Source organism: Lacinutrix mariniflava, from assembly GCF_001418015.1.
Lineage (GTDB): Bacteria > Bacteroidota > Bacteroidia > Flavobacteriales > Flavobacteriaceae > Lacinutrix > Lacinutrix mariniflava.
Genome location: NZ_LIQG01000021.1, coordinates 1 through 25325 on the forward strand (window position 1 = coordinate 1; position 25325 = coordinate 25325).

General features: G+C 31.0%; 20 protein-coding genes and 1 rRNA gene. 10 read left to right on the forward strand and 11 right to left on the reverse strand.

Annotated features, from left to right (window positions below; genetic code table 11):
• Window positions 1–288 (reverse strand): 16S ribosomal RNA (locus ASC44_RS05235); the annotation flags it as partial.
• 858 nt (window positions 289–1146) lie between these two features.
• Here ASC44_RS05235 and thrS point away from each other — a divergent pair.
• The 7 genes from thrS to ASC44_RS05270 all read left to right on the forward strand — a co-directional run bounded on the left by thrS (window position 1147) and on the right by ASC44_RS05270 (window position 6855).
• Window positions 1147–3081 carry a threonine--tRNA ligase gene (gene thrS / locus ASC44_RS05240; RefSeq protein WP_055446576.1) on the forward strand — a complete coding sequence of 645 codons (1935 nt, stop codon included), beginning with the start codon at window positions 1147–1149 and terminating at the stop codon, window positions 3079–3081.
• 70 nt (window positions 3082–3151) lie between these two features.
• A complete protein-coding gene (gene infC / locus ASC44_RS05245; protein ID WP_275044200.1) occupies window positions 3152–3661 on the forward strand; it encodes a translation initiation factor IF-3 in 510 nt (169 codons plus the stop codon).
• 66 nt (window positions 3662–3727) lie between these two features.
• Window positions 3728–3925, forward strand: a complete 198-nt coding sequence (gene rpmI, locus ASC44_RS05250; RefSeq protein ID WP_055435293.1) for a 50S ribosomal protein L35 — start codon at window positions 3728–3730, stop codon at window positions 3923–3925.
• A gap of 107 nt (window positions 3926–4032) precedes the next feature.
• On the forward strand, window positions 4033–4377 hold the full coding sequence (rplT, locus tag ASC44_RS05255; protein WP_055446578.1) for a 50S ribosomal protein L20: 345 nt from the start codon (window positions 4033–4035) through the stop codon (window positions 4375–4377).
• Window positions 4378–4571: 194 nt separating this feature from the next.
• A complete protein-coding gene (locus ASC44_RS05260) occupies window positions 4572–4925 on the forward strand; it encodes an ISAon1 family transposase N-terminal region protein (RefSeq protein WP_055446579.1) in 354 nt (117 codons plus the stop codon).
• A 25-nt stretch (window positions 4926–4950) separates the two neighbouring features.
• Window positions 4951–5904 carry an ISAon1 family transposase gene (locus ASC44_RS05265; protein WP_055446580.1) on the forward strand — a complete coding sequence of 318 codons (954 nt, stop codon included), beginning with the start codon at window positions 4951–4953 and terminating at the stop codon, window positions 5902–5904.
• Window positions 5905–6033: 129 nt separating this feature from the next.
• Window positions 6034–6855, forward strand: coding sequence for a Cof-type HAD-IIB family hydrolase (locus ASC44_RS05270; RefSeq protein ID WP_055446581.1), 822 nt, complete (start codon window positions 6034–6036; stop codon window positions 6853–6855).
• On the opposite strand, the gene ASC44_RS05275 is transcribed toward ASC44_RS05270, so the two are convergent.
• The 4 genes from ASC44_RS05275 to ASC44_RS05290 form a co-directional block, all read right to left on the reverse strand.
• Window positions 6842–7909, reverse strand: coding sequence for an adenylate/guanylate cyclase domain-containing protein (locus ASC44_RS05275; protein ID WP_055446582.1), 1068 nt, complete (start codon window positions 7907–7909; stop codon window positions 6842–6844). The two genes, ASC44_RS05270 and ASC44_RS05275, sit on opposite strands and share 14 nt — an antisense overlap.
• Window positions 7910–7915: 6 nt before the next feature.
• Window positions 7916–8185, reverse strand: a complete 270-nt coding sequence (locus ASC44_RS05280) for an EF-hand domain-containing protein (RefSeq protein WP_055446583.1) — start codon at window positions 8183–8185, stop codon at window positions 7916–7918.
• Between the two features lie 146 nt (window positions 8186–8331).
• Window positions 8332–11331, reverse strand: a complete 3000-nt coding sequence (locus ASC44_RS05285) for a zinc-dependent metalloprotease (protein ID WP_055446584.1) — start codon at window positions 11329–11331, stop codon at window positions 8332–8334.
• A gap of 1126 nt (window positions 11332–12457) precedes the next feature.
• The gene (locus ASC44_RS05290; RefSeq protein ID WP_420835938.1) at window positions 12458–13783 is read right to left on the reverse strand and encodes a T9SS type A sorting domain-containing protein; all 1326 of its coding nucleotides are present in this window, start codon (window positions 13781–13783) and stop codon (window positions 12458–12460) included.
• Between ASC44_RS05290 and ASC44_RS18310 the strand changes: the two genes are divergently transcribed.
• A complete protein-coding gene (locus ASC44_RS18310) occupies window positions 13683–13928 on the forward strand; it encodes a hypothetical protein (protein ID WP_241491408.1) in 246 nt (81 codons plus the stop codon). The genes ASC44_RS05290 and ASC44_RS18310 overlap by 101 nt on opposite strands.
• On the opposite strand, the gene ASC44_RS05295 is transcribed toward ASC44_RS18310, so the two are convergent.
• The gene (locus tag ASC44_RS05295) at window positions 13885–14709 is read right to left on the reverse strand and encodes a hypothetical protein (protein WP_055446586.1); all 825 of its coding nucleotides are present in this window, start codon (window positions 14707–14709) and stop codon (window positions 13885–13887) included. The two genes, ASC44_RS18310 and ASC44_RS05295, sit on opposite strands and share 44 nt — an antisense overlap.
• A gap of 199 nt (window positions 14710–14908) precedes the next feature.
• Between ASC44_RS05295 and ASC44_RS05300 the strand changes: the two genes are divergently transcribed.
• Together ASC44_RS05300 and ASC44_RS05305 are read left to right on the forward strand one after the other, a co-directional pair.
• On the forward strand, window positions 14909–16750 hold the full coding sequence (locus ASC44_RS05300; RefSeq protein ID WP_055446587.1) for a 7TM diverse intracellular signaling domain-containing protein: 1842 nt from the start codon (window positions 14909–14911) through the stop codon (window positions 16748–16750).
• 4 nt (window positions 16751–16754) lie between these two features.
• Window positions 16755–17456: a LytR/AlgR family response regulator transcription factor gene (locus ASC44_RS05305; RefSeq protein ID WP_055446588.1), complete on the forward strand. Its 702-nt coding sequence runs from the start codon at window positions 16755–16757 to the stop codon at window positions 17454–17456.
• Window positions 17457–17523: 67 nt separating this feature from the next.
• On the opposite strand, the gene ASC44_RS05310 is transcribed toward ASC44_RS05305, so the two are convergent.
• The 5 genes from ASC44_RS05310 to ASC44_RS05330 all read right to left on the reverse strand — a co-directional run bounded on the left by ASC44_RS05310 (window position 17524) and on the right by ASC44_RS05330 (window position 25307).
• Complete coding sequence (locus ASC44_RS05310) at window positions 17524–17889, reverse strand: hypothetical protein (RefSeq protein WP_055446589.1); 366 nt, start codon at window positions 17887–17889, stop codon at window positions 17524–17526.
• A gap of 287 nt (window positions 17890–18176) precedes the next feature.
• The gene (locus ASC44_RS05315) at window positions 18177–19361 is read right to left on the reverse strand and encodes a hypothetical protein (RefSeq protein WP_055446590.1); all 1185 of its coding nucleotides are present in this window, start codon (window positions 19359–19361) and stop codon (window positions 18177–18179) included.
• A gap of 713 nt (window positions 19362–20074) precedes the next feature.
• A complete protein-coding gene (locus ASC44_RS05320) occupies window positions 20075–22876 on the reverse strand; it encodes a LamG-like jellyroll fold domain-containing protein (RefSeq protein ID WP_055446591.1) in 2802 nt (933 codons plus the stop codon).
• Between the two features lie 102 nt (window positions 22877–22978).
• On the reverse strand, window positions 22979–23647 hold the full coding sequence (locus ASC44_RS05325) for a LytR/AlgR family response regulator transcription factor (RefSeq protein WP_055446592.1): 669 nt from the start codon (window positions 23645–23647) through the stop codon (window positions 22979–22981).
• Window positions 23640–25307, reverse strand: coding sequence for a sensor histidine kinase (locus ASC44_RS05330; RefSeq protein ID WP_055446593.1), 1668 nt, complete (start codon window positions 25305–25307; stop codon window positions 23640–23642). Before ASC44_RS05330 ends, ASC44_RS05325 begins: the two co-directional genes overlap by 8 nt.
• Window positions 25308–25325 lie beyond the last annotated feature (18 nt).

Below are 25325 nucleotides of genomic sequence, written 5' to 3' on the forward strand. Positions count from 1 at the left end.
CCCTATCTATCGTAGCCATGGTGTGCCGTTACCACACCATCTAGCTAATAGAACGCATAGTCATCTTATACCGTAATCTTTAATGATATCTTGATGCCAAGTCATCATACTATAAGGCATTAATCTTCGTTTCCAAAGGCTATTCCTTAGTATAAGGTAGATTCTATACGCGTTACGCACCCGTGCGCCGGTCGTCAGCAATAGCAAGCTACTCTGTTACCCCTCGACTTGCATGTGTTAAGCCTGCCGCTAGCGTTCATCCTGAGCCAGGATCAAACTCTTCATCGTTAAATTTTTAAGTGTTGCCACTAATATGCTTAACAACCAAAGAAATTAATTAGTACTCGAATGGTTTATTCTCTTGTTTGTTTATAACCGTTTCCAGTTATAAACTTACGCTGTCAATTCAATATGTTTATGAACTTGTATTCTTATTTTTAATTTGCTAATTCGTTACCTTATTAGCGGGCTGCAAATGTAAAACCCTTTTTTATTCTGTGCAATGTTTTTTTGTTTTTATTTTAAAAACTTTGAAGCTTTTAAAACTCTAAAAAAAACATCTAATGTCACTGAACTTTTTCGCTCTAAATTTTAACGTTTTTAGCGGCTGCAAACTTACAACCTTTATTTTATATAAAAAGCTTTTTTTGAAAGTTTTTTATATTTTTATTTTCGCCTTGTTTTAGAACTTCGCTTTTTGTTATTGTCTGTGTGACTACAACGCTAAGCGGCTGCAAATGTACAACTGATTTTCAACCTGACAAGCTTTATTTTAATCTTTTTTTAAGTTTATTTTTAGATTGTTTTAGAAAAGCTTCTAATCAAGGTGTTACGTGTTGATTTTATTACTGTTATTTTTGTCTTGTTTGTCCTTATTATATATACCATATTTAGACTAACTTTTAAGGTTGTACTTCTACTCTATTGCAAACCATAGATAATCATTGTTTATTCTGTAAAAAAGACAACTTAATAAATAATGCGTTAGGGATTGAAACGGCATCCTTTTTTCTTTTTTGAAAAAAGATATAGTGTAAAGCCCGACCTTTAGGTAACGCCCAACAGATTAATGAATATAATTTGTGGATATGTATTGTTTGTGTGTTTATAACCTATTATCTTTGTTAACTGAATTTAAATTTATATATGATACAGATTACTTTACCAGATGGGAGTGTTAAATCGTTAGAAGCGAACTCGACTCCTATGGATGTTGCTAAAAGCATAAGCGAAGGTTTTGCTAGAAATGTTATTTCTGCAAAATTTAATGGACAAACCGTTGAAACCGTTACTCCTTTAACAACCGATGGTTCTATAGTATTATATACCTGGAATGATGATGAAGGGAAAACTGCTTTTTGGCATTCTAGTGCTCATGTTTTGGCACAGGCTGTTCAGGAATTGTATCCTAATGCTAAATTAACGATTGGGCCTGCGATTGATCGTGGTTTTTATTATGATGTGGATTTTGGTGATGCTGTGTTGTCTGATAAGGATTTTACAACGATTGAAAAGAAAATGCTTGAGATTGCTCGTGGAAAACACGACTTTAAAATGAGAAGCGCATCTAAGGCTGAAGCTTTAGAGTTATATAAAGACAATGCGTTTAAGACTGAATTGATTGAGAATTTAGAGGATGGCACTATTACTTTTTGTGACCACTCTACTTTTACAGATTTATGTCGTGGTGGACATATACCGAATACTGGCATTATTAAGGCTCCTAAAATACTCTCGGTAGCTGGTGCTTATTGGCGAGGTGATGAAACAAAGCCGCAATTAACGCGTATTTATGGGATTGCTTTTCCGAAACAAAAGGAATTAACTGAATATTTAGCTTTATTAGAAGAAGCTAAAAAGCGTGACCATAGAAAACTTGGTAAGGAGCTAGAGTTATTTACATTTTCGCAAAAGGTTGGTGCTGGATTACCGTTATGGTTACCTAAAGGTGCTGCCTTACGTGAGCGTTTAGAGAATTTTTTGAAAGCTGCACAGAAAAAAGCAGGTTACGAAATGGTAATGACTCCACATATTGGACAAAAGGAACTTTATGTTACTTCTGGACATTATGCTAAATATGGTGAGGATAGTTTTCAAAGCATAAAGACACCTAAAGATGATGAAGAGTTTTTATTAAAACCTATGAATTGCCCACACCATTGTGAAATATATAACGCAATGCAATGGTCTTACAAAGATTTACCTAAACGATTTGCTGAGTTTGGTACTGTTTATAGGTATGAGCAAAGTGGTGAATTACATGGATTAACGCGTGTTCGTGGTTTTACTCAAGATGATGCGCATATCTTTTGTACTCCTGATCAATTAGATCAAGAGTTTAAAAATGTTATAGATTTAGTACTTTACGTTTTTGGTTCTTTAGGTTTTGAAAATTTTACAGCACAGGTTTCTTTAAGGGATCCGGAGGCGCCAGAAAAATACATTGGTAGTCTTGAAAATTGGGATAAAGCTGAGCAAGCTATTATTAGTGCTGCTAAAGACAAAGGTTTAAATTATGTTATTGAAACTGGTGAAGCAGCTTTTTATGGTCCTAAATTAGACTTTATGGTTAAGGATGCTTTAGGTCGAAAATGGCAACTTGGAACAATACAGGTTGATTATAATTTACCAGAACGTTTTGAATTGACTTATAAAGGAAGTGATAATGAGTTGCATAGACCTATAATGATACACCGTGCTCCTTTTGGTAGTATGGAACGTTTTATAGCTATTTTATTAGAACATACTGGTGGTAATTTTCCACTTTGGCTAATGCCAAATCAAGTTTCTATATTAACTCTTAGTGAGAAATATGAGAAATACGGTGAAAAAGTTTTAAATTTGCTAGAAAAACACGAAATTCGCGCTCTTGTAGATAATAGAAGTGAGACTATTGGTAAAAAAATTAGAGAGGCCGAAATGAAGAAGACGCCTTATATGATTATCATAGGAGAGAATGAAGAGAAAGAAAACAAGATATCTGTTAGACAACATGGAGGAGAAGATTTAGGCACGATTAGTGTAGAAGAGTTCTCAAAGATTGTTGATATAGAAATAAATAAGACATTAAAACAATTTTAATAATAATATTAACTAAAATTTTACAGCCATAGCAATTCGTAGAAAAAGATCAAGAGGTCCTTTAAGAGTCATTAAAGAAGACCAACACAGAATTAACTCGAAAATTAGAGCAGAAAGCGTGCGTCTAGTTGGAGATAATATCGAAGTTGGTATTTACACAACTAAGGAAGCCATGGTGTTTGCTGATGAACAAGAGTTAGATCTTGTTGAGATTTCACCAAAAGCGATTCCTCCGGTGTGTAAAGTAATGGATTATAAAAAGTTTCTTTACGAGCAAAAGAAACGTGATAAAGCGTTAAAGTCTAAAGCTACTAAAGTTATTATTAAAGAAATTCGTTTTGGTCCACAAACTGATGATCATGATTATCAGTTTAAAAGAAAACACGCTGAAAAGTTTTTAAAAGAAGGTGCTAAATTAAAAGCATTTGTATTCTTTAAAGGACGTTCTATTGTGTTTAAAGAGCAAGGTCAGATCTTATTATTGCGTTTAGCGCAAGACCTAGAAGAACTTGGTAAGGTTGAACAAATGCCAAGATTGGAAGGAAAAAGAATGACTATGTTTATTGCTCCTAAAAAGTAGATTACAAGCTAATACAAGGTTAGCATAACAATATTATAAGTGAAATAATTAATACTAGGAAACAAGATGCCTAAAATGAAAACAAAATCTAGTGCTAAAAAGCGTTTTAAGCTTACAGGTACTGGAAAGATTAAAAGAAAGCACGCGTTCAAGAGTCATATCTTAACAAAGAAGTCTAAGAAACGTAAGCTTAAATTAACTCATGATGGTTTAGTACATAAAGCCGATGAGAACAATATTAAAGTAATGCTACGTTTAAAGTAACATTACCTTAATAGGTTACAAATTATTTATAAACCCTGGAGTTAGGCAAACTCAGATTTAACTAAGTGTCGCATTATTGACCGCCTACTACAAAACACATTTAAATTATGCCAAGATCAGTAAATTCTGTTGCCAAAAGAGCCAGAAGAAAAAAAGTGCTTAAACAAGCAAAAGGTTACTTTGGAAGACGTAAAAACGTTTGGACAGTAGCAAAAAATGCGGTTGACAAAGCGATGCAATATTCGTACAGAGACCGTAGAGTAAAAAAGAGAACATTTCGTGCATTATGGATCACGCGTATTAACGCTGGTGCTCGTTTACACGGTATGTCTTATTCACAATTTATGGGAAAAGTAAAAGCTAACAATATCGAATTAAACCGTAAGGTTTTAGCTGATTTAGCGATGAACCACCCAGGTGCTTTTGAAGCAATCGTGAACAAAATTAAATAAGGGCATTTTGCCAATTGAATAATATCATTTCACTTATATGAGAGAGAGTCCAATTCGAAAGAATTGGACTTTTTTTTATATAACATTTACGTTAACTTAATGTTATTGCTAAGTCTATTTTAGTAAAACTAATGGATCAATACCAAAAGTTGTGGGATAGCAAAAAATAAGTGAACTTTGGATTAAAAATTTCGATGTCCTCAGAAAGATTCTTAGCTATAGCGAATTTATTACTTCCAGAAGTACTTGTAAAGTATTTTGAGATGACTAAACATTATACTAAAGGTGAAGATATTCATTTTTACTTTACCGAATTAAATAAAACTCCAGAAGAATTTAAAAGTATTACTCTTCATTCTAAAGGCTTCTTTCCCGAAGCCACTGTTCAAGATTTTCCTATACGTGGAAAGAATGTATTTCTACACATAACAAGGCGTAGATGGCTGAACAAAGCTACAGGAAAAGTAGTTACAAGAGATTGGCAATTAGTAGCAAAAGGAACTAGAATAACTAGTGATTTTGCTGCTTTTTTAAAAGAACTCTATTAGTAATAACGCTTCTAACACAACAGTTATAGCTAAATTCTACGGTGTAAATTCGAGAAATTTACAAAGGCAATACAAAGATTATTTAAGTGATTTCAAGCAGTGGAATCAAAAAGTACATGCAAAGCAATGGCTACTATTTCCAAAGAATATAGGAAGCTATCTTTCGTTAGATGAAACAGCTTTTTCAAATGGCGATTTATACACTATACTAACTAATAAAAAAGCAAAAGGTAAAAAAGGAGCTATAGTGTGTATGGTTAAAGGAACTAAAGCTGATACTGTTATAGAAATACTCAGTAAAATTCCATTAAAACAAAGACGAAAAGTAAAAGAAGTGACCTTAGATATGGCTGGAAACATGGGATTAATAGTTAAAAAATCATTTATAGAAGCAACATTAGTTATTGATAGATTTCATGTTCAAAAGCTTGCGTTAGATGCATTACAACAGATTAGAATTAAGCATAGATGGGATGCACTTGATGCTGAGAACAGTGCTATAGAAAAGGCAAGAAATAATAATGAAAAATATACTCCGATACTGTTTAGTAATGGAGATACACTAAAACAATTATTGGCTAGAAGCCGCTACTTGCTATACAAATCAAATAGTAAATGGACTAAAAATCAGCAAAAAAGAGCAAAAATACTTTTTGAACATTATCCAGATTTAGAAAAAGCATATAAGCTGTGTCAAAACTTATCTTGGATATTTAATAATACTAAAGGAAAAACTTCTGCTTTAATACGTTTAGCTAAATGGGATGAAAAAGTAAGACAAGCAGCATTTAAAAGCTTCAATACCATTGCTAGAACAATGTCAATACACTATAAAAATATACTCAACTATTTTGATAACAGAAGTACTAACGCTTCTGCTGAATCTTTCAATGCTAAAATAAAAGCCTTTAGAGCACAATTTAGAGGTGTTAGAAACGTAGAATTCTTCTTATTTAGACTAACAACTATTTTTGCTTAATTTTTAAATCCCACAACTTTTGGTATTGATCCATTTAGACTAACAACTATTTTTGCTTAATTTTTAAATCCCACAACTTTTGGTATTGATCCAAACTAATTATCTTTGAGTTTAAACCAATACTTATATATGGATTTATCTAAAGTAAAACTAATTACCACAGATATGGATGGCACATTACTTAATTCTAATCATGAAGTAAGTGATGATTTTTTCGAGCTCTTTAAGCAAATAAAATCTCAAGGTATACTATTTGCTGCCGCTAGTGGTCGACCATACTATAGCATGATAGATAAACTATCTAAGATAAAGAACGATATTATTATAGTATCTGAAAATGGTGGTCTTGGTGTAAAAAATGATGAATTATTTTTATCAAACCCTATAGACGAGAACAACTTTAAGGAAATATCTAATTTAGTTTCTAGCATAAATGATGCTCATGCTGTTTTTTGTGCTAGAGATAAAGCTTATGTTTTGAGCGATTCGGAAATGCTATTAGAATTACTTAAAGAATATTATCCGCAATATAAAGTGGTTTCTAATTCCTTAGAGATTACTGAACCCATTTATAAGGTTGCTTTATTTCATGAGGAAAGTTCTGAGCGTTTTATTTATCCATTTGTGAAACACATTGAAAATCGTTTTAAAGTAAAAGTTAGTGCCAATCATTGGGTTGATATCTCTGAAAACAAAGCTAATAAAGGCCATGCAATTGCACTTATTCAAGAGGCATACAATATTTTACCTGAGGAGACTATTGCTTTTGGAGATTATAATAATGATATTGAAATGCTAAAATTGGCTAAGTTTAGCTTCGCTATGAAAAATGCTCATCCAGATGTTAAAGCTGTAGCTAATTTTGAAACCAAAAGCAACGACGAAAATGGTGTTGAATATATATTGAAACAAATTATTGATGCTAAAGAAAAAGCCATTAAAGAACTCTAATAGCCGAAATTTTAAATTTCTGTTCTTTTCCTTTTAACTGAATATCCCCAATAAATTCTGATGTATATTTAGTTGTTAATGCTAAGTCATTAATTAATAAGTTTGAGCATAATAGCAACTCGTTGTATTTATTGCACTCTCCTTGTATTCTTGCTGAAGTATTAATAACATCTCCATGGTATGCAATTTCTTTTTTAACTGTACCTACTTCTGTTACTATTAACTTGCCGCCATGTAAACCGGCTTTAAATACGGGAACTAGATTGTATTTAGACTTATAGTATTTTTGTTTTTTTTGTATCCGGTTTTGAAACTCAAAGAATAGATTAACACAATTATTATTAGTAATTCCTCTTTTATACTTCCAACTAAGTACTGCCTCGTCTCCAACGTATTGATAAATTTCTGCATCATATTTGTTTACAATTCTATTTAAATCGTAAAAGCAATCTTGAATTAGCTCGCTATAACTATAATGTCCAATTTGTTCTGCTATTGTTGTGGAAGCTTGCAAATCTAAAAACATAAAAATACGCTTCTCCTCTCTTGGCTTTCTATACTTACCAATTAAAAAATTAAAGAATACTCCCCTTCCAAATTTTTCGTTTGCAATTTTTATAAATGAAAAAATAATAGAGCATATTAAAAAATAGCTTATAATAATCCAAAATATTCTACTCGTTTTCCACCAACCGTCTTGCGTTGTTAAGTTTATGTTTAACTCGTATTCTGCTAATGGAAATACGTAATTTAATGAAAGGATGATACCAATGAGATAGATAACAAATTTCTCGAATAAGACTAATGCTAAAGAAAGGTTTTTTGATAGAAATTTATCGAACAGAAATTCTACAACCGCAAATAAAGTACCCACTAAAAGTCCTAATAGAATACCAAATGCCAGTATATCGGAAATATGATAATCTGTTACAATAATACCTTCCTCTGCTCCTATTGCAAAATATCTGATACATATAAAAATACAGAAAGCTATTACCCAAAATATAACCGTTTGAAATAATAAACGTAAAAACTGAATACTATAGTTTTTCACTGCTATTTAATTTGAAATTTCGTCTATTGCTGTTTGGAATTCTTTCCAATTTATTGAATCGTCTCCATCTTTATCGTAACCTTCAATTAATTTAGAGCTTACCACACCTCTAATAAACCCGCTTATTTCGGCTTCTTTAAGTAAGTTTTTAATTTCAGATTTAGAAAGCTTACCATCTCCATTTTCATCGAAAAAACGAAAAGCTTCTTCTGGAGTTCTAAAATGGTTTGTAATAAGAATTTGTATTTTCTTTAGTATATCGTCTTTTGCTGACATTGTTTATTCTTTTATGTATTATCGAATTTACAAAAAAAGAGCTACAATATAAATTGTAGCTCTCTTAAAGTAGTAAAAATGACTTATAGCAATAATTTTTAACCACTCCCCTTTAAAAAGGCTTACTATTAAAAACTTGTTTTATTTTATTCTTTAACAAACTTTAAAATAGTACCGTTACTAAAACTTAGTAAGTAAATACCATTAGAAAACCCATTAACAGGTATGCTATTATTAGAATTAGAAACTTCTCCACTAGTAATTTTAGCTCCCAAAATATTATAGATTATATAATTCTCTTTTGTTGTTAATCCTGAGACATTAATCGAGCTACTTGCAGGATTAGGGTATATTTTAAATTTAGGTATTTCATTAACAGAATCTACAGACAAAGTCGGTTCAACAGCTACAGGTTTATTGCTATTACTAAAAACAACACATTCTGAAGTCTGAACAGCTGTAAGTGTCTGCCCTAACCATGACGTAGGATTCGAATTTACTGGAGAACCAGCTCCTCCATTCTTGTAAGACGCACCATACACTTTGTAGCTTCCTACTGCTAAGCCTGTAAAATCTGCAGCTGTACTTTGTGCTTCAATTTGGTTATTAGCATTATTTACAGCTACGTATGTATAACCTGAATCTGCTGGTGTAGCAGCTACAGTAGAAACAGAACCTGCACCAGAGAATGACATGGTTCTTGAACCATGATTATAATTAAGATTCCAAGCTACTAATTTGTAGTTTGTACAAGGTGATAACGTTACAGACAATGAAGGATTATAACTAATAGCACCAGTAGCATTAGACTTAAGAAAAGTACCAGAACAAGGTGCACCTGGATTATATCCAGAAGCTAGAAAAACTGAAAAAGCTGTTGCTGTACCCGAAGTTACATTTGCAATGGTATAACTACCTGCAGTATCAACACTAAAATCGAAAGTTTCATAATTTTCTACTTGCCATTGTGTACTACATGTAGTGCCACCTGAAGTGGTTGCAGAAACAAGCTCTCCAGAAGGGCTACTTGCATTAATATTTAAAGCTGTTTGAGTAACTGTTGTTCCAAATAAACTGTTTAACGTTAAATTTAACCCAGCGTCACCTTGTGTAAATGTAACCGCATTAGTAGGACAAAAATTATTACTTATTGCTGTACATCCAGCAATAGTAATAGCAAAATTATTATTCGAGATATCGAAAAACACATTACCAACAGCTTCTACTTTAATACGTGCAGTTGTAGTTTGAATATTTGGTAACATAATACTTTCTGTTCCATCGTTAGCAGTATTAGTTGCTAATGTTGTAGGGAAGGTTAATCCGCCATCTGTAGATAATAAAATATTAACAATTGGTGTTGCAGTATCTGTACCGTTTACAGACCAAGTAATGGTTTGTGCAGAACCAGCTGCGTAAGATGAAGATAAGTTAGTTGTTTCAAGAAATGGTCCAATACTACCATCTACATTAACAATCATATCACTATAAGAAACACCACCACCAGCAGCATTATTATCACGAACCGTCATACGTAAATTTGCAGCTATAGTAATAGAAGGTAATTTATCTCCTTTTGCCTGATTTGTTCCATCAAGAATTGTAGAAAGAATAGGGAAAGTACGAGTGGCTGCACTAGCAGTTGCATCGTAAGTACGAAAGAAAGGTGGTTGTGTTGTATCGTCTAATGTAGTTGACGTAGGCGTTATAGCTCCAATGTCTGTACCTTCCCAACAATAGGTGTAAGAATCTCCAGATCCTTCAGAATCCGCACTCGCTGTAAGCGTAAAAGGTGTAGACTTTGGTATAGTTACAGTAGCAGGCATCGTTATTACTGGTGGTGTATTACCACTAGCAGTGGTTACAGCACAACTACTAATACTTGAAATAAGAGCGTCTGCTTCAAAATAACTAGCCGTATGGTAATTTAATATTGGTCCGTTAGTTGTACTATTAAAATAATCGTCTGAACCACAGGTAAACCCATAACTCATGATAGTTGCACCAGCACCTGGCTCTACTGAAGTCGAAGCATTTCGGGTTGTACAAACTGGAATCGAACTATTATAAGAATGGTTCATCCCAAACTGATGTCCTACCTCGTGTAATACAAGTTGGTCTCCAAAAACTTGAGAATAAGGAGGTCCACCTTCACCACCAGCACCACGTGCTTTAGCGCTATCATTACACAGAGAAGAAAAAGAAGCCACACCTCCACCCGAGTTGTTTCCTCCATCACCAAGTACAAATCCTATATCATAATTAGCATTACCAATTACAGCATCAACATTAGCCTGGTTCTCACCAAGCATTGTACCAACGTTTGAGTTGGTATAGGGATCGGTATTACCATCGGTATAGACAAGATTTGTTCCACTTACTAAATTAAAATGTACACTTAATTCTCTACGAAAAACCAAATTTAGAGTTGCTACGTATTGAATTACCTTATTAAAACTACTTGTTTCTGTACCACCATTCGAGGCAGTAAACTCTCCAGTTGCAGCCATTGCTAGGCGAAAGGTACGCAGGTCTGCTCCTGTATTATTTCTGTTACTGGCAGATTCGTTACTATTGTTTACGGTTTTTTTTTCCAAAATAGTAGTTGTGCCACATCTATCTCCTCCAAAATCTGGAGGTGTTATAGCATTACGTGTAAAATAGCTATAGTAAACATCTTTGTCATCATTTGAATAATGCTCAAAGTAAACAGCGTCACCATCATAATTCAAAATAACAATATGAAGTCCACCAGAGTTAAACGTAAGTCTAATAATTGCCTCTTTATTCTTTAAGCCGTTACCTGTATAAGATTTTATTTCTGGATGCTGAGCCGCAATTTCTGGAGAAAGAATTGAAGATTCTACCAAGCCAAATACTTCTGTTTTTCCATTTGGCATTGGAATTTCTAGTTGTAAATTTTCGTTGTTTTCAAATTCTATTGGTGCATTTAAAAGGTAGCTTCTTAAGCTTGCTTCATCTAGTTTAAGTACATTAAAATCTTTAATATTCCTAACTGTTTCAACAGCTTTTGGAAGTGATCTGCCTTCCATGGAAGAGAAGTATTTAGATTGCGCTTGTAAGCCTGTGCCAAATAGTAAAGGCAAAAACAGTAAATTGGTAAAAAAAAGTAGAATTGGTTTCATAATTATTTAGGGTTATTTGTTAAAACTAACATATAATATCTTAGCTCGTTTTGAGTATACAACATACTAAATGTATAGGTTAAAGTTACTCTTCACGAAAATACACACAACTGGCTTATTTTTTAAAAAAACAACTACTCAATCAATACTCAAACTTATAAATAACTGATTTAGTTGAATTAAAGGTCTCTTGAAATACTATCAATCAATTTTATTTAAATAAAAAAAGGGAATAATTATAGACTTTATAACCAAAGTGCTTGACATAATTCATGTACAGAAATAAGGTCTTGTTTTTTTATTTTAGCATTAATTATCTAACACTAAGTATTGGATACAGAATAATTAAAGGATTGAAATTAATTTCTACTTCCTTCAGTAAGCTTTAAGTAGAGAGTTAAACAATTTACGATCTCCTCTTTTGCTAAAAATGGTGTTATGTTTAAAGCCAATTGAATTAACGAAAAAAAGCTACAAAATTAATTGTAGCTTTTCTAGAATAGTTAAAATGATTAATAGCGATAATCTCTAACTCCTTCCTTACAAATTTCTCCCCAAAGAAATTTGAACATCTTTTTATCTTTTACGATTTAAAAAGTACTTACATTACTAAACCTAAATAGTTACATATATTGAGTAAAAGCATTAGCGTTAATACTATTACTAACATTATAAACAATAGCTCGTTTTTTTTCATAATTCTAGCCATTTGAGATTTAAAATTTGAGTTAAGCAAAAAAGAACTCTTCTATATTTAATACGGAATTAATTTAAGTAGGTTTTATTATTTCTTACAATAGTATATTTAAATAAGTAAATAAAAAAATAGAGACACATGAACGACATGATTATGTTACAAACGACATAGTTTTTTTTATTTACACTCTTTTTGTGTATCGTTTTTAATAAAATTAGAGTTCCTTCTAATCCGTTTTACAAATAACATAGTTAGCAAATGAACGACACCATTCTGTTACAAACATCAGGTTTTGATTAAATTAGGACTATATTATGTCTTTCAATTTTGTAGCTTTGGAAGCCAAACGCTCTAGATTTATTTATGTCAAACCACTATCTCTTATTATATCTATTTCTTTTTAATTGTGTAATAAACATCCTAATTATACTATTCTTTAACAAACTTTAAAGTATTCCCATTATTAAATTTTAGTAAATAAATACCATTAGCAAAGTCATTAACGTTAATACTATTATTAATATTAGATATTTCTCCTATACTAATTTTAGCTCCTAAAATATTGTAGATGGTATAGTTTTGTTTAGTAGTTAAACCAGATACGTTAATCGTACTGTTTGCAGGATTAGGAAAAATAGAAATTAAATTATTACTTATTTCATTGTCTTTAATACTTAAAGTAGGATCCTGTAAATTTGGTCTTAAAAGATAAGAAACATTAAAACCAAAGTCTTCATTATTAGACCATGTACCATTTGGATTTCCTGGCCAATTTACCCAAGTTGTACCAACTGTAAAAATATTTTCTGTAGTCGCTAAACTAATATTACTAGTTCCTTCTTCAATTGCAATAAGATATTTACCTGGATCTAAACTAAATGCATTACCTATAATATTAGCAGTATAACTTTGATTAACACCAGTAATAGTTACAACTTCAGTTTGAGCTATAATGGCATTTGGAACATCTGAAGCCATATCCCATATAGTCACAAATGTTGTTGTGCCATCTAAATCATTGCTTTGATTTGCTATTTCAAAAGTTACAGATACTATATCTTGAGTAACTAAAATATCGAACTGTTGGCCTAATTGACCACCATTGCCTGTACCAATCCCTAAAGAACCAGTAGCAATATTATTGTCTCTTGCATAGGTGCCTAATGAAATTTCTTTGGTAGAAGATGTTGTGTTATTAGAAAGGTCCGTATCGGTCTCTGCAAGTGTAAGAGTATATGTTACCGTATAACTCCCTAACATTGTTGGTGTAAAGCCAGTAAAAGTTATAGGTAAACTTGCCCCTACAGCTATAACTTGAGGGCTACTAGATTCTGTATAAACTTCTGATGAATTACTATCTGCTACTGCAACCGTTAAAATTACATTTGTGGCTTCAACGGTTCCTACATTTTCAATAGTTATACCGTTAGCGATGGACGATATCTGAGTTAGAGGAATACTGGTATATTGATCTTGCCCAACATTTGTATCTACTATTGCTAAATCGTTATTAATACTTATAGTTGTAAATGAATTAGGTCCATCCCAAATACTTGCATCCATCACATCACAGACAGCTCTTACATAAAAATCATAAGTTGTACCTTGAGTTAAACTTGTAATATTTACTGGGTTAGTTGTTGTTATAATAGTTGTGCCATTACCTGGAGTAAATCCAGTTGTTCCATATTCTACTTCCCATTGCGTGGCTGTACCAAAATTTGTCCAAGCTAAGTCTGCAGAAGTAGGTGTTATATTAGAAGCTTCTAATGCACTAGGAGCAATACAAGTACTTGGACAACCTCCATTATTAAAGCTTACATCATCTATTAATATATCATTAAAATTAGCATTCTCTAGTGAGTTAGTAAAAAACGTACACGTGCATTACCTGTTATAGTGTAACTAGCTAAATTTACAGTAGTAGAAACCCACCTTGGGCCCAAATTTTGTTGGTAAGATGTAACCGTATTCCAAGCAGCACCATCGTAAAACTCAACATTTATAGTATTATTACCAGAGTCATTCGTATTGTGACTAAATAAAGCATAACATAAATGAGGTGTAGTTAAGTCAGATAAATCAATTTCCGGACTAGTTAATATATCTCCCGTACCAGAAGTAGAATTCGGTGCAGTTCCATCTATCCAAGCATAATTTGTACCTCCTCCTGTTGTATAATCTCCTGCAGATGAAGCACCATAAGCTGCTTCTGTATTGTATATATAACCCTCTCCGGTTTCGGACCAACCACTAGGAGTTGTAGTTCCTGTAAAAGATTCTGTCCAAGGAGCAGAAGTTATTACAGCAGTTACAATTATAGATTGACCACCAGGAGAACAGTCATCAACAGTAGTAGTAAATATGCTTGGTGGGAATGCAGACGTTCCTTCTGCTGTAGCATAAATTTCTATAGGATTTGCATACATATTATAAATTTGCCAAGTACCATTAACCTTTTTAATATCAGTTCCATTACTAGTATTACTCCACACACCAGTTTGCAATTCTGTATAAGTGTTATCTAAGTTAACTCCACAAGTAGAACCAAAACCACTAACGGTATAAGCACTTTGCGCATTAGCAACAAAGCCAAAAGCTATACATGCAAATATTAGGCAAACTTGCGAAAGCATTTTATTTGGTTGCAAAAATGCTGTTAAAATGTATTTGTTTTTCATAATTGTATTATTTGGGTTTTATAATTTCATGCAATGATATGCTTAACACATAGTAATTGAAAATGAACGATCATGAACGACCTAATTATGTTACCAACGACATGATTTTGTTACAAACGACAGGTTTTGCATAAATTAAGACGTTTTCATGTCTTTCGATTTTGTAATTTTGAGAACTGTCATTTTCAGAATTTATTTTATGTTTAAATATTGCCCTTTATTATATTTAATTTTTCTTATTAACCTAATAAGCACACAAATAGCAACAGCACAAGATGCGCCAAAATTTGAAATGTCTTATTTTGAAGATATAAGTGCTACACTTTCTTTTAAATCTGTACAAGAGAAAAAATTCACACCTACTAAAGAGAAATTTATTAATTTAGGTATTACAAAAAGTGCACTTTGGATCAAAATTGATTTAAACCGTAAAGTACTAGATGAAGAAACTCTTATAGAAGTTAAAACACCTTTAAAAGATAGTATCACACTATTCTATACCTTAAAGAATAATGAAATAGTAAGAGAATCTTTGGGTGTTATGTTTCCATATTCTAAAAATAAGTTTAATCACTACTTACCTACTTTTAATGTTCCTATACATGATTTAGCAACTTCTATTGTGTACCTTAAAGTAACGAGTAGGTATTCTTTATTTTTACCTATTACTGTTAAAAGCAAAGAACAATTTTATAAACAACGTATTGATTCTTATTTAATAGCCGGTTTACTTATTGGTGGTTTATTATTAATGGGGATTTATAACTTATTTTTATATTTTAGTACAAGAGACTTTAGTTACCTATTATATGTATTAGCTTTATTCTCTGCTATTTTATCTCAAGGCTATCTTTTCGGAATTTTAATTCCGTATTTAAGTCCAGAATCTCCCGAGTTCTCTTTTCGATTTCCAATAATAATCATGTCTTTTACAGGCATTTTTAGCGCATTTTTTGCCATTCGTTTTTTAACTATAAAAAGAACAAGTACATTTTTATACTACTTATTACTCTTTTTTATTACACTTCTGGTATTCAATATCACTTTAGAATTGATGAAGTTTGACTATTTATCTAGAAAATTAAATATTTTTCTTATTATAGGAATCTCCACAGTTATTTTTTCTTCAGCAGTTTATAGTCTGATTAAAAAAAACAAAATAGCGCTATATTTCACTATTGCTTGGACTTTCTATCTTTTTGGAATGATTGTGTTCGCTCTTAAATCGATTGGTGTTTTATCTCATAATACCTTTACAGATCATTTTATGCACTTTGGTACTTTTTTGGAAGTTATTTTATTGTCTTTTGCATTAGGTCACAAATATTCTTTAGTACAAGTAGAAAAGGAACGTTTAGAAAACCAAACTAGAGAAGAATTAGAAGCACTAGTAAAGCTTCAAACTACAAAATTAGAAACTTCTTTAGGTGAAAAAGAGGTGCTTCTTAAAGAAATACACCATCGCGTTAAAAACAATTTACAAATAGTAATTAGCTTATTAGATTTACAAGTTGCATCGATACAAGGCACTAAAAACAAAGAGATTCTTTTACAAAGTAAATCTCGAGTTTATTCTATGTCGTTAATACATCAAAAATTATATCAATCTGATAATTTGGCTAGAATAAATATGAAAAATTATCTAGAAGAATTGTTTCCTTATTTAAAAGACAGTTATTATACTGGTCGTTCGAAAATAGATTATAGTATAACTATTGAAAATAAAGATATGTCTTTAACCAAAGCTGTTCCTTTAGGTTTAATAGTAAATGAATTACTAGCCAATAGTTTTAAATACGGATTAACGAATGATATTAATAATAAAATTGAAATTGTTCTTGAGCAGCATGATAAAAATTGGATTTTACAAATAGCGGATTCCGGAAAAGGCTTTGACCAAACCACATTAAAACAAGACATTAAAAAGTCTTTAGGCTTATTTTTAGTAAGCTCATTAACTAAACAGTTACATGGTACTATAAAGCGTTATTATAAAGAGGAATTATTTGTTACAGAATTAACAATACCTATTGAAGAGTAAGTATATGAAAAACAGGAAAATATTAATTGTAGAGGATGAACTTATTATTGCTGAAAACCTACGTTATATTCTTAATGAATATGGCTATCATTTTGTAGATGTTGCAGGAAGTGCAAACGAAGCAAAACAGTTATTCTCTAAAAAGTTATATGACCTTGTATTAATGGACATTAATTTGGAGGATAATAGCGGAATAGACGGTATTGATTTGATTCAAATATTAATTAAAAAATATTCTTTTATCTATATATACATAACTGCAAACGCCGATATTAAAACAATAGAGAAAGCAAAAACTACGCAACCATCTGGCTATATAGTAAAACCTTTTAATAATGCTACTATTCATGCTAACGTTCAAATTGCCTTAAATACAATACAAGACGATATTTATTTTACATACACAAAAACAGGTATGCAGCATAAAATATTAGTTTCCGATATTATGTACGTGGAAGCGGATGGCGCTTATACAAATATCTACTCCATTAATAAAGAAGCACATTTTATAAGAAAATCTATTGCGGAATTTTTAGAAATTTATCCAACTTACTTTATTAGAATTCATAAATCTGTATTAATTAACAAAAATAACATACAGGGCTATACCAGTCAATCGGTAAAAGTAAATGATGAAAAACTACCGTTAGGTAGAGCTTATAAACAGAATTTCTTAGAGAACATTAAGGATCTCTCGTTTTCTTAAAAGTATATATAAAAAACTTAAGAGATTATGTAGAGTACCTCTCTTTTAAATAGTACTTGGTTTTACTTTATTCTTTGTTTTTAAAAAATAAATACTCTCTATAAACCAAATATTGAAAAATAATATAAAACAAGGTGTTAAAAATCCAAATATCAATATAAGGATCTTCATACAATACTAAGTCTAAATTCCCAAACAAAAATATAGTTATACTACAGCATAAATATAAAATTAAACCTATAGAAAAGTTAAAATAATTATGTTGTGTCTCAAAATTTTTAAAAATAAAAACGAAAGCATAGCCTACTAAAATTGCAGATGTCGAAACAATTTCATAGATATTAAAAGTCCAAAATAATTGATTATTGAAATAATACATGCCTGCTAAAATCAATATTTCTATAACAAAAATAGTGACAATTAATTGCTTCATTATTTTTTCTTTAAATAGTTTATAAAATAAAGAACTTAAAAAGGAAAATTGAAAAACAAAATAAAAATGAGATATAAATAAATTCAAGTTTGGATGTAAAAACCCTATTATATGACAGGTAATTTCTATTATTGACAGTGCTATTAAGTACGCCAAAAATATTTTATATACTTTCTTATTTACATCCTTATTGGTTATAAATAGGAATGTGTTAATTATTAAAAAAAACAAACCAACTAAACTAAAAAGGAAACCTAACATTAAATTCATAATTTGGAGCTTGTGTTTTACGTTTTTTGTTTCTTTTTCTTCGCCGCAGGAAATAACACATTATTAAGTATTAATCTATAACCTGGAGATGTTGGGTGTAAATAGAGTTCTGTCTTTGGGTCACCAACTTTATGTGTGTAATCTTCCGGATCGTGACCTCCATAAAATGTAAAAAAGCCTTTTCCCTTAATACCATGAATGTATTTTGCTTCGCCATTTGTTTTGTTTTCTCCCATAACAAGTACATTACTTTTAATTTGCTCTCGAGTAAAAGATGTGGTTTGTCCCATAAAACCTTTTACTAAAGCTGTGTGGTTTTGACATAACATGGTTGGAATTGGATCCCATTTTGCAGAGAAATCCATAAGAGAGAAATAGTCTGTTTGTTTTGGTATTTTACGTTTTGGAGTCATGTCTATACTAGAAAACTCGTATACCATTGGACTGCGTTCCAACGTGTAATCTTTAAAAGCAAAGGTTTTATGGTACTGTATTTTAGATTGGTAATTAGCATCGCTCGCGTCACCATCGAACATTGGCTCGCAAATATCTACACCTTCCGCAGATAATGCTATATCAAAACTATCTGTTGCACTGCACATAGCAAACATAAATCCTCCACCAACAACATAATCTCTAATTTTTAATGCAACGTCTCTTTTCTCCGTAGACACTTTACTGTAACCTAATTTTGTTGCGAGAGTTTCAGCAGATTTTTTTTCGTCTATATACCAAGCAGCGGTTCTGTAACGTGCATAAAATTTACCAAATTGGCCTGTAAAATCTTCGTGATGCAGATGCAGCCAATCGTAGAGAATTAGTTCATCTTTTAAAACGTCTTCATCGTAAATGGTTTCGTACGGTATTTCGGCGTAGGTTAATACCATTGTAACCGCATCATCCCAAGGTAGTTTGCCTTTTGGTGTGTAAACTGCAATTTTTGGAGCTTTTTCTAAAACTACAGATTCCATATTTTTACTTGGACTACTAATTTCATTTAGTATACTTTCCGTTTTATCATCACTTAGCACTTCAAAACTTACACCTCGAATTTGACATTCTTTTCGAATTTCGTCAGTATCTGGTAATAAAAAAGAACCACCTCTATAGTTTAATAGCCACTTAACTTTTATGTCTTTGGCTAACGTCCAATAGGTAATTCCATAAGCCTTTAAGTGATTTTCTTGTGTTTCGGCATCCATTGGCACCAATATATAAGATGCGTAACTTTGGCTTGTTATTAGGGAAATTAATATGAATAGTATATTTTTCATTGCCTTGTTTTTGATTATTTCAAAAATTGATTAACACAGAAATAATCCTCTTGAAAGATAATCAAAAAATATTCCTTTTCAGAAACAGTAATAAATAATTAAGCAGAAATACAGTAATAGGTATTGTTATTATTAATCCTGGAACTCCCCAAATAAATCCTCAAAACATTAATGCTACAAGCACTGTAATTACATTAATGGAAAAAGATTATTACAAACAGTAAATGAAGAAAATGAATAACGTATTTTTTAATGTTACCTAGTTTAGTATCTCGTCAATTAGTATCTAAAATTTATCCCAAGTAATAAGTTCATCGACATAGTTATTTCAACCTTATATAAATTTAGAGCTTACCACACCACGAATAAAACCAATAATTTCTATTTATTTAAACACACTTATAATTACATTTTTTTTTAAAATCTGCTATCTCCAATTTTGCAAAAAAACATAAAGCTTCTTCTGGAGTTTTGAAATGCTTGGTTATAAGGATTTGTATTTTCTTTAAAACATCATTTTTTACTGACATGTGTTTTGATTTTGTTTAATAGTAAGAAATTATGTTTGGATATAATATTGTATTGATAACAAAAAAGAGCCGCATTTCTGCGACTCTTTATATTTGTTATAATAGGAAAACTTAGTCTTTAATTACTCTTTTAGTAACTTCACCAAAAGCGGTTTTCATTTTTAATAAATACATTCCATTACTAAATGAAGAAATATCTATTGTATTAACGTCTTGATTACATGTTTTACTTAACAATAATCTACCGTTAATATCGTAAATAGATAGCTGTAATTCAATTCCGTCTATATTAGAAATATTTAATAATCTACTTGTAGGATTTGGGTATATGCTGATATTACTTAGTTTGTTATTATCATTAATTCCTAATGTTTCTTCCACATTAACTATTATTTCAGAACGCTCACTCCCACAGCCATTATCATTTGTACTAGTTACCCAATAAGACGTAGAACCAACTGTAGATGTATCTGGTGTTGGAGCATTTACGTCTCCCATTCCTCCAATTTCTGTAGTATACCACATTAATCCTGTTCCATTAGATCCTGTTGTTGCTGTTAATTGTGAAGCAGTATCTCCTTGATTATATGTTACTGGTGTTGTAACTGTTGCCTCAGAAGGAATTATTGATCCTGTTGTTACTGGAGAACCAGCTAACCAATTAGAAGTCATTCCTGTTAAATAAAAATTTGTTAAAGTACCATTATTTGCATTTGACGTTGCGTCTAATAGAGTTGTTTCCGATGTATTATCTGCTGCGTCAATACCTTGATTAAAATTGTAGTAAGCTACTAAACCTGTTTCGTTACCTTGTAATTCGCAATTTTTACCAGCATTAATTTGATTAGCTGTTTTTGCAACACTCCAAATACGAATATCATCCATATTACCTGTAAATAAACGATCAGGATATATTGAATTGTTTCCAATTAACACAATCTCTGCATTGTTATTAATAATCCCAGAAGCGGTAGCTTGAGTTTCTAATATACCATCTATATAAATCTTAATAGCGTTACCACCTAAAGTTGCAGCTATATGATGCCAATTTCCATCGTTTATATTTGTAGTTGAATTAATTTCTTGTGTAGGTGTTATGCCACTACAGGTAAAATTCACAGTTCCTGAATCATTTAAATGTAATCTCCAGCTATCATCTCCTTTAACGACTAAAGCATCCCATTGTTGAGGCAACACGTTTGAATTCACCCAAAGCTCTACAGTCATTTCAGTTGTAAAATCAAAATTAGATTCATTTGCTAATTGAATATAATTATTAGAGCCATCAAAATTTAAGTGCGTTGCTGGAGCATAAACATTAACTACCATTTCTGTTCTTTTACTTTCACATCCATTAGCATTAGAACTTGAAACCCAATATGAAGTTGCTCCAATAGTTGCCGTACTTGGTGAAGGTGCTGTTGATAATCCAGAACCACCTGTTTCTGATGTGTACCACATTAATCCCGTTCCATTAGATCCTGTTGTTGCTGTTAACGGAGTTGCAATATCTCCTTGAGTATATGTTACTGGTGTTGTTACAGTTGCTTCAGAAGGAATTATTGATCCTGTTGCTACTGGAGAACCTGATATCCAATTAGAAGTTGTTCCTGTTAAGGCAAAATTAGTTAAAGTACCATTATTTGCATTTGAAGTTGCATCTGTTAAGATTGTAACACTTGTATTATCATTAGCATCAAGACCTTGATTAAATTTGTAGTAAGCTATTAAACCTGTTTCATTACCTTGTAATTCACAGTTTTTACCAGCATTAATTTGATCGGCTGTTTTAGCTACATCCCATATACGAATATCATCTAAATCACCATTAAAAAGGTATTGGTTACTATTTTTGGCTCCTATTTGAAGAATACCACTACCTGTATAAGGGACTACTCCTGAATCTGAACCCACTAAAACACCATCTTGGTAAACCTCTCTTGAATTATCTGTTATATTGTAGACACAAGACCAATGGTGCCATTCATTATCTGCTACATAATTTGCAGCGGGAATATTTATATCATTGTCCCAAAAAGCAAATGTAAAATCATTGTTATTTCTAAAACCAATATGTAATAAATTACTATTTGCTTCATTTCCTTGTGTTAAAACATAACTATCTGTGTTATTTGAAGCACGTTTAGAATAAAATTCTACTGTAAATGATATATTTTCTACATTTATTCCAGAAGGAACTTGAACATAATCATTAACTCCATCAAAATTTAAATGCGTAGCAAGTTCACCTACATAAACATTTAATGGTTCTCTTTTGCTTTCACAACCTGCGGCATCGCTTTGTGTCACCCAATAGGTTGTAACACCATTAGCATTTGTACTTGGTACTGGAGCTGTAGTAATTGGCATTCCTCCAGAATTAGATGTGTACCATTTAAGGTTTGATCCATTGGCAAATAAAGCTGTTGCAGCTTCTCCGACAGAGTAATAAACATTTTCTACCAATGGCACGGTTGGCATTGATGCTTCAGGACTTGTTACTGTAAATGTAAAGTTTTCGTAAATAAAATTAGATGAAGTTGTATTTCCAATTTGCCACTTGATTAAAAATTGATCTACAGGCAACAAACCTACAGGTATTGTAAATGTTCCACTAATAGGGTTGTTAGTTACACTTATTGAATTCACCAAATTTTCTCCAGAACTATTTACAACATACATATTAACTGTTCCATATCTACCTGCCTCTAGATTGAATGTATAGCCGACACTTATATTATTATGACATTTTGAAAAATTTGAAAAATTTTCAATTTCATACTCTTGGCCTGAAACCCAATTTGATTCTTGATAAATTCCAATGACCTTGTCATAAACATGATCATAGCTTTGAGCTTTAGCCATATTAAGGCTTACACAAGCTAATAAAAAAAAGTAAAGTTTTAATTTCATAAATTATAAATTTGTTAGTTTAATTAAGGACGTTAAAACTAACTTTTAACCCATGAAATACAAATAATAAGGGTTGAAACGCAATATTTTGTATGTAGACGACTATTTAAATTGCTTTGCGTAGGTTCTAGAAAGTGGGATTTCTACACTATTTATAAACACAGCGTTTGAAGTAACTCTCTCTACTTTATTTTTATTTACAATATATGATCGATGTGTTTGACTAAACACATCAGAAGGTAACCTTTCCAAAATAACACTTAACGATTGTCTAGTAGTAAATTTTTTGAAAACGGTTTGAATATTGACATAATTACCTTCTGCTACAAAGTACTTAATAGCATTAAAATCTAAACTAACTATATCATAACCATCTTTAAACTGAAATGTTTGGCTTTGTTTTTTATGCATAGCCAAATTAATAGAAGCCAATAAATCTACTTTTTTTAAAGGTTTGGTTAAATAAGCGTCCGGATTTGTTTTTAAAGCATCATTCATTAATACTAAATCGTGTTGACCTGTAATAAAAATGATGGTCGCATTACTATTCTTTACTTTTGCTAATTCAATGCCCTCATTTACTCCTTTTAAATTTATATCCATAAGGATAATATCTGGCGAAAAAGAAGCCATTTCTATTAATGCTGATTCTTTATTATTTGCAATATTAATTTTTGTAAAGTTTTCTTCTTGCAACACCTCTTCAATATAATCGGCAATAATAATTTCATCTTCTATTATTAGAATTTTAGTATTAAGTATCTTATTCATTGATTATTTTTTTTGATAGTGAAAAAGAAAAACCTTTGTCTGTACTTATTTTATAATCCATTACTAATTGACGACAGATTTTATCGATCAGTTTTGGTGTAATTGTTTTATTAAAACTAGCTGTTCCATTATCAGTATAATTGAATAATAAATAACCATTATCAGATTTTAATTCAAAATCTATTGCTTTATTATCTTGCTTATAAAAAGCATGTTTTATAGAATTTATTAGTAGTTCTGTAAGTAAAAGTCCAAAATACATTGCATGGTCTATAGGGATTTCAACAGAAGCAATACTAAAATTAGTTGTAATATCGTTGTCTTTAAACACATCGAAGAAACTAACTTTTACATCATTAAGGTAACCTGCTGTATTCACCTTTTTTTTATCTTCACTTTTGTATAAATGTTTGTGTAACGTAGAAATAGCCTCAACTTTAGTTAAAATGTTTTTTAAATAAATACTTTCTTTTTCTGAAGTTTTTTTAAGTTGATTAGAAACAAGAATGACTACCAACTGCAAATTATTATTAATACGATGATTGGCTTCACTTAGCAAAAATTCATTTTCTTGAGATAAATATTGTAACCTTTTGTTGCTTTTTCTTGATCTTTTAAGAAAATAAGCAATAACAGCAATTATAAAAAAAGCAAAAGAAACCAAGCTAATACTCACATATAAATTTATTCTATTTGCTACTAACTCTTTATTTTTATTATGAATTTCGAGAGTATTAATTTTTATTTGATTTTCTTTTTCCTTTAGCTTGTATTTACCTTCTATGTTTAACAATAATTCTTCTTTTTTAATTTCGTTATACTTAGTAGTAAGCTCTAGTCTGTATTTTAAATATTCGTATGCTTTTTCTGTATCGTTAAGTCTAAAATATAAATTTTGAATATTCTCATTAAGGATAATTTCATTGTATAATAAATTGTTTTCTTTAGAAAATTTAGCTGCGTGTAATGCTTTTTTTAGTGCTTTCTCTAATTGGTTGCTTCTAGCTAAAGCCATTATATAACTTATATAAGCATCAGCTTGCTGTTGCTCCATATTATTACTTTCTGCAAATTCAATTATTTCTTCTAAATAGCGTATTGCTGTGTTATATTCTTTTTTACGTTCATAAACACCTGCAATCTCAAGTAAAGAATAAAACACATTATCTTTATCATTTATTTTTCTTGCTAAATCAAGTGATTTATTAGCGTAAAACAGTGTTGAATCTTGTATATGATAAAACTCTGTAAAAAGTGCTGCTCGCCTATTGTAATATTTAGCTAAATAAAGTTCATCAACTTTATATTCCTTTAAAATGTGTGCTGCCTTATCAAGCTCAACAACAGATTCTACCAGCATTGTTCTTTTTCTGAAAAACTCTGCCATTTTTACATGGTATAAGAATTCTAACTGTTTATTATTTATGGTTTTAATGTTCTCAAAAGCCTTAATGTAATAATCATTAGCCGTATCATAATCTAACTTTAGTTTGTGAATTTGAGCTAATCCTAAAAGGAGATTGATTTTTTGTTCTTGATCTGTAGGTTCTGCTATGTACTTGCTATAATAAGTTATGGCTTCATCTAATTTGTTTTCATTAATTAGATTCTGACCAAAATCTACAATATCATCCTTTTGAGAAAATGATAGATGAAACATTAAAAATGAAATACAAAG